Origin of the sequence: Armatimonas sp., from assembly GCF_043760365.1 — a bacterium.
Lineage (GTDB): Bacteria > Armatimonadota > Armatimonadia > Armatimonadales > Armatimonadaceae > Armatimonas.
The window spans coordinates 1-5,022 of the sequence record NZ_JAYUPA010000390.1; the positions used below are offsets into that span (position 1 = coordinate 1).

3 protein-coding genes are annotated in these 5,022 nt (G+C 57.5%); 2 read left to right on the forward strand and 1 reads right to left on the reverse strand.

The annotated features are described in order from the left end of the window. Positions 1–306 precede the first annotated feature (306 nt). The gene (locus ACH2EH_RS09305) at positions 307–1,755 is read left to right on the forward strand and encodes an ATP-binding protein (protein WP_395141031.1); all 1,449 of its coding nucleotides are present in this window, start codon (positions 307–309) and stop codon (positions 1,753–1,755) included. A gap of 39 nt (positions 1,756–1,794) precedes the next feature. Then, positions 1,795–2,937, forward strand: a complete 1,143-nt coding sequence (locus ACH2EH_RS09310; protein ID WP_395141032.1) for a tyrosine-type recombinase/integrase — start codon at positions 1,795–1,797, stop codon at positions 2,935–2,937. A 172-nt stretch (positions 2,938–3,109) separates the two neighbouring features. Here ACH2EH_RS09310 and brxL read toward each other — a convergent pair. After that, positions 3,110–5,022 (reverse strand): BREX system Lon protease-like protein BrxL (brxL, locus tag ACH2EH_RS09315; RefSeq protein WP_395141034.1); only part of this gene is annotated, 1,913 nt, incomplete at its 5' end.

A 5,022-nucleotide genomic window follows, 5' to 3' on the forward strand; every position in this document is an offset into this window, starting at 1 on the left:
GTCATTTCTAGTTACCGATAAGTTTACTTTATCGGTACTAAGAAGGAAATCCAAAATGCCCTGGTGAACTTACGTTCATGGGCAACGGAAACGGCGAGAACGCGAGCTTTGGAGCGGGGCGAGATTGTGCCACTTGTCGAGACGGAGCTGTGGTGGTGCTGGCCGAGGTCGTCAACCTGTCCGCAGGTGCTATGGGTGCAGGAGTGGAAATAGTCGAGGCGAATCCCTGGTTGTTGGGGTATTCAAAAAGTCGTGTATAATTAGTATAATCATACCTATACTAACCGTAATTATACAAATACAAAAATGACTTCATCTACTTTCTATAACCGAACCCGAGAGCGTCACTCCCTGGAGCAAGCCCTTCAGTCCCGCCGCGCCGAACTGCTCATTCTCTACGGGCGGCGCGGCGTGGGCAAGAGCGCACTGCTACGCCAGGTACTCGATGACACCAAGAACGGGTATCTTTTCTATCGAGCCGTGCGACGGACACTACCTCTCCAGCTTGAAGCACTCACCGAGGCATTCCGAGCCGCGTTTCCAGGAGTCTTTCTTCCCCAGACCTTCTCCTCGACATCGGTTTTCCTCGATTCCCTAACCTACGAAGCGGATAGGCGGGAGAATGCTGGTGATCCCGCTCCGGTCTGCGTCGTTATTGATGAACTGCCCTACCTGGCCGATGTTGACCCCGGATTCCTCACTGCCTTGCAGCACTGGTGGGATGACAACAAGCGCAGACCCAACCTCAAGCTCTTTCTCGCAGGCTCCTGGCTCTCGTTCATGGAGCGCCAAGTGCTCGATGAGCGTGCCCCCCTTTACAACCGACGCACCGGGGCCATGAAGCTGGAGCCGCTGGATTATGCCGAAGCGGGGCTGTTCTTTCCAAGCTACACAGACGAGCAGAAGCTCGTTGCCTATGCGGTACTGGGAGGAATGCCCTCCTACCTGGAGCAGTTCCAGCCACAGCTCTCGATCAAGGAGAACCTGCTAGCAACCGCACTTCGGGCTAATACCTATCTGGCTCAGGAACCCGACTGGCTCTTATTGGAAGACCTGCGGCGCGATGTGCTCCATGGCTCGGTTCTTCGAGCGATTGCCCATGGCGAGCGCAAACCCAGCGACATCGCACGAGCAATTGGCAAAGACTCCGCTCAGGACATCAGCCCACAACTAAGCACCCTTCAAGAGCTGGGTCTTATCGTCCGTGAGGTTCCTATCACCGAGAAAGGTCAGCCTCGCTCTCGCAACTCTCTGTACTTTGTAGCAGATCACTACCTGAACTTCTGGTATCGGTTTGTTGACCCGGCGCGAAGCCTGGTGACTCAAGGGCTGGGCGAGCAGGTCTGGGAGCGTTCAATAGCGCCGAACCTGTCGCAGTTTGTCTCCAAGCCCGCCTTCGAGTGGGCGAGTCGTGACTACCTCTGGCGAGCGGCGAGGGTTAATACCCTCCCCTCTGGCCTTCACTTTACGGAGGTTGGCACCTGGTGGGGTGGTGGCGATATCGAGATTGATGTGTTAGCGCTCGATGAGAAGCGTGAGCCGGTGACGGCGGGTTCTTGCAAGTGGACCAACGAGCCAATGGGACTCAGTGAGTTAGATGCGCTTCGTCGCGATCTGGCACGAGCAGGCTTAGAGCGCGAGGGGCAGTACTACTTCCTCTTCTCTCGCTCAGGCTTTAACGCTCCGCTCGTTGAGTACGCCAAAAGCCAGCCAGCCGTCATTTTGGTAGACCTGGGAGTGATGTTTAGTGTTTGAGAGTGATGTTTAGTGTTTGAGGAGGCCTTGAGGGAGCAAATGGAGCGAGACAAAGGAGACATTGGACACGAGCTCGTGCCGGTTATCGAGGCGGGTGCTGGGGCGGAGCTAGCGGAGGTTGTTCGGCTGACTCAGGAGGCGCGGGACTACATTCAGGACGCCAAGGCGAAGAACACCATTCGCGCCTACACCAGCGACTGGAAGGACTTCACCGATTGGTGCAAGATCCAGAGGCGCGAGTCGCTCCCGGCGAGCTCGGAGACCGTCGCGCTCTACATCACGCACCTGGCGCGAGGACTCAAGACCAGCACCATCCAGCGTAGGATTTCCAGTATTTCCCAGGCACACGCCGCAGCGGGCTACGACGACTCGCCGACCAAGACCGCGCTGGTTCGCGCTACCTGGCAGGGCATACGGCGTAGTAAGGGCGTGGCCGCCCAGGGCAAGGCTCCCGTGCTCATGCCAGACCTAAGGGCCATGATGGAGCACCTGCCCAAGGAAGCTAAAGGGACTAAGGAAGCCAAAACGACCAAAATCCAAGAGGGGGCTTCCTTAGCGTACAGTGCCCCCGAAAAACTAAAGTTGCCACAAGATGAAGAAGAGCACGAGGAGGCAGGAGAAAACGAGAAGCCTCGGGATCGCCTGATCGCCTGCCGAGATCGGGCGCTGCTGCTGCTGGGCTTTGCAGGGGCGATGCGCCGGAGCGAGTTGGTGGGCCTTGATGTCGCCGATGTGGTCGAGACCGCCGATGGGCTTGTCGTCACCATTCGGCGCAGTAAGACCGACCAGGAGGGGCAAGGACGAAAGATCGGCATTCCCTACGGCTCCAAGCTGGCAACCTGCCCTGTACGCTCCCTGAGAGCTTGGAAGGTAAGAGCGAAGATCACGGAGGGGCCACTGTTTCGGCAGGTCAATCGCCATGGCAAGTTGCTTGAAGGGCGACTGGGAGACCGGACAGTGGCTCTGGTGGTGAAGCGAGCGGTGGCGGCAACGGGTGTAGACGCGGCCAGCTACGCGGGGCATAGTCTGCGGGCTGGTCTGGCGACGGCGGCGGCGATGGCAGGGGTGAGTGAGCGTGTGATCCAGGGGCAGACGGGCCATAAGAGCCTCCCTATCCTGCGACGCTACATCCGAGAGGGCTCGCTCTTTAGAGAAAATGCAGCCGCTGAGGTTGGCCTGTAGGCGCTCGGGAGCACTTGAACAGTAAAATTACCAAATTCTCAGGCCAATATCACAGCGCTTCCAGTACGGGGGTGAGGTGACGATACGATGCACACTCGCCCCATCGAAATGGGGGCATCTACTTTCATCACCCGTGGTGGGGATGGAGAAATATGCCCTCTGCTATGACAAATTAGGTAGCTCCCTCTGATTTCTCTCGGTAAATATCAACTTTTGTCTCAAGGCACTTCCGTAGGGTCAAATCACTGGCTCCAAGGCTGTACCATCCCTCGGGCTTTTGGTAGAAGTCCAACCCTCTCCCGATTTTGATGGTCCAGCCATTGTCGAGGCGAATCTCACGGTCATGGAGGTTTTCATTGACGTCGATATCGAGGACAATATCGACTTCCAGCAGGCTTTGCTTTATCTCGGCGAGGCGCTCGGAGATCTCGGCGACATTGGTGATCTCATCATAACTGGTCGTGAGATGGATGCGCTTAATCCCACCAACTCTCACGATCAGCTCGCACAGGCGGACGAAGTTCTGAACCTGGTGCGGAGCGCGGATGTAGGGGTCTTCAATCGTGACAGTTGTCGCTCCCCAGAGATAGACCCCAAAGAGCGTTTCGTAGCTGTGGCCGGTGTCGCCGTAGTAGATACTGAGATGCTTCTCGGGCAGCTCGGTGGGTAGAGGGGCCAGTGTAGCCGTACCAATTATGGGTGAGCTTACCACCTGCCTGGGTTGTTGCTTCGTGGGTGCCTGCATGCTCTCCAGGATGTGCCTGGTTGGTTGTTGGGTTGCGGAGGCGTTGCGGGACTCAGGGCAGTAGACCACAATCTCCTCACCCACTGCGTTAATATAGGAGAGCTGGATGCGAGCGAACTCGTCGTCGGGCTTGCGCTTGTTCATCTGCTCCTTGACGCGGCGACGGCCCTCGACGGCGTAGGCGACGTACTCCTCAAACTCCGCATCGCTAGGGCTGTCTCCGGGATGGAGCATCTTGAGGAAGGCGCAAACAGTCTTTTTGATCCCCTTCTCATCGCGCCCCTCCACATCACGACCAAGGCGAATGCGCCGGGTGACTTCCTCGTAGCGGTTGGTATGCTTGAAGACGTGGTGGAACGCCTCGGCTAAGTAGTCGGTGATGAAGCCGTAATTGCTGGTAAGCGAGTCGCTACCGTTCTTGGGCATCTCCCAGCCGGGGAGGTAGCAAGCGAACCGGTCCATCACGGCGAGGTCGAACTCGGCGGGCAGCGGCTGAAAGAGATCGTGCTCGGTGGAGTTGACGAGCTGCTCAATGGACTGGTCGATGTTCCCTACAAAGACGAGGCTGGCATCGGCGATGACCTCGACACCACGGGAGAAGCGACCATTGGCCATGAAGTCCTTCATGATCTGGATGGTATCTGCATCTCGGATTTTAATGCCGCCGACCTCATCGAAGGCCACCGTGTCCCAGAAGCCAACCAGTCCGACTTTACCCCGGGCATTGTTGTAGAAAAGGGTTGCTTTGGTTGCTTGGCCACCACTTACCAAGGTGGCGTAGGGGGTGAACTCACTGAAGAAGTAGGACTTGCCCGTACCCCGCGGCCCAAGCTCGATAAGGTTGAAGTTGGGCTCTACGAGTGGCGCTAGCCGGGCTAGAAAGTGTAATTTGAGGCGTTTGGAGAGCTTTCTTGGCTCCAGGCCAACGGAGCGCAGGATCGCGTCTAGCCACTCATCCCGAGTGAAGGCGGCGCGCCCCGTGGTGTAGCGACTAAAATCGAAGCGACTGAGCTGAATCGGGCGAAGATCCTCGACAAAGAAGGCGTAGTTGTCGGCATCGATGTCGTTGTGGGCGATGGTGACCTCCGCCCAGATGCCGCCCTCCAGGAGGCGCTCGTTGTCGCGGTAAAACTGCTGGCTGATGCCGATCCGCTGGGAGTTGAAGTTCTCCAACGCGGCCCAGTGGCGCTTCTCTTTCTCGACATAGCGCACGTGGACTTTATCAATAAACCGATGGCGGCCTACAGTGGCGACGCGAGACTGCGCCGAATTGGATTCGTCGGGGCGAACGTAGTTGTCCTGAAGCGTGGAGAGTACCGCTTCCATACCCGCGTCGATCT